The 503-nt window shown below is 40.4% G+C and carries 1 pseudogene; it reads left to right on the forward strand.

What is annotated here, in order from left to right:
• Positions 1–503 (forward strand): annotated as a pseudogene (locus HC176_RS16120) (ATP-dependent endonuclease); the annotation flags it as partial.

Raw genomic sequence — 503 nt, forward strand, 5'->3', positions numbered from 1 at the left:
TACTTTGATAAGAGAAGCGCTTAGGGAAGAGTTCTATGAATCCTTCAGTTTTGAGCTGAGCCAGAAAAAGGATGTAATAAGGCTGGTAGATGGCTACGAGATTATGGAAGCTATTGAAGATTCCTACCGTAATCTCGGCCATGAAGATACTACTATTATAGTAAGGTCAAATAAAAGAGCAAATCTGTATAACCAACAGATAAGGAACCGCATCCTTTTTCAGGAAGAGGAGATCTCTTCCGGAGATTACCTTATGGTAGTCAAGAACAACTATTTTTGGGTAAAGCCAAATAGTGAAGCAGGATTTATTGCCAATGGAGATATTATTAAGGTATTGGAGATCTTTGCTATCAAAGAACTCTACGGTTTTAGGTTTGCCGAAATAAAGGCCCAAATGGTAGACTACCCAAATATGCAGCCCATCGAAACTGTTGTCTTGCTGGATACCTTGGAAAGCAATAATCCGTCCCTGACTTATGAGGAATCGAACCGCCTGTACCAGG

Source organism: Tamlana crocina, from assembly GCF_012037625.1.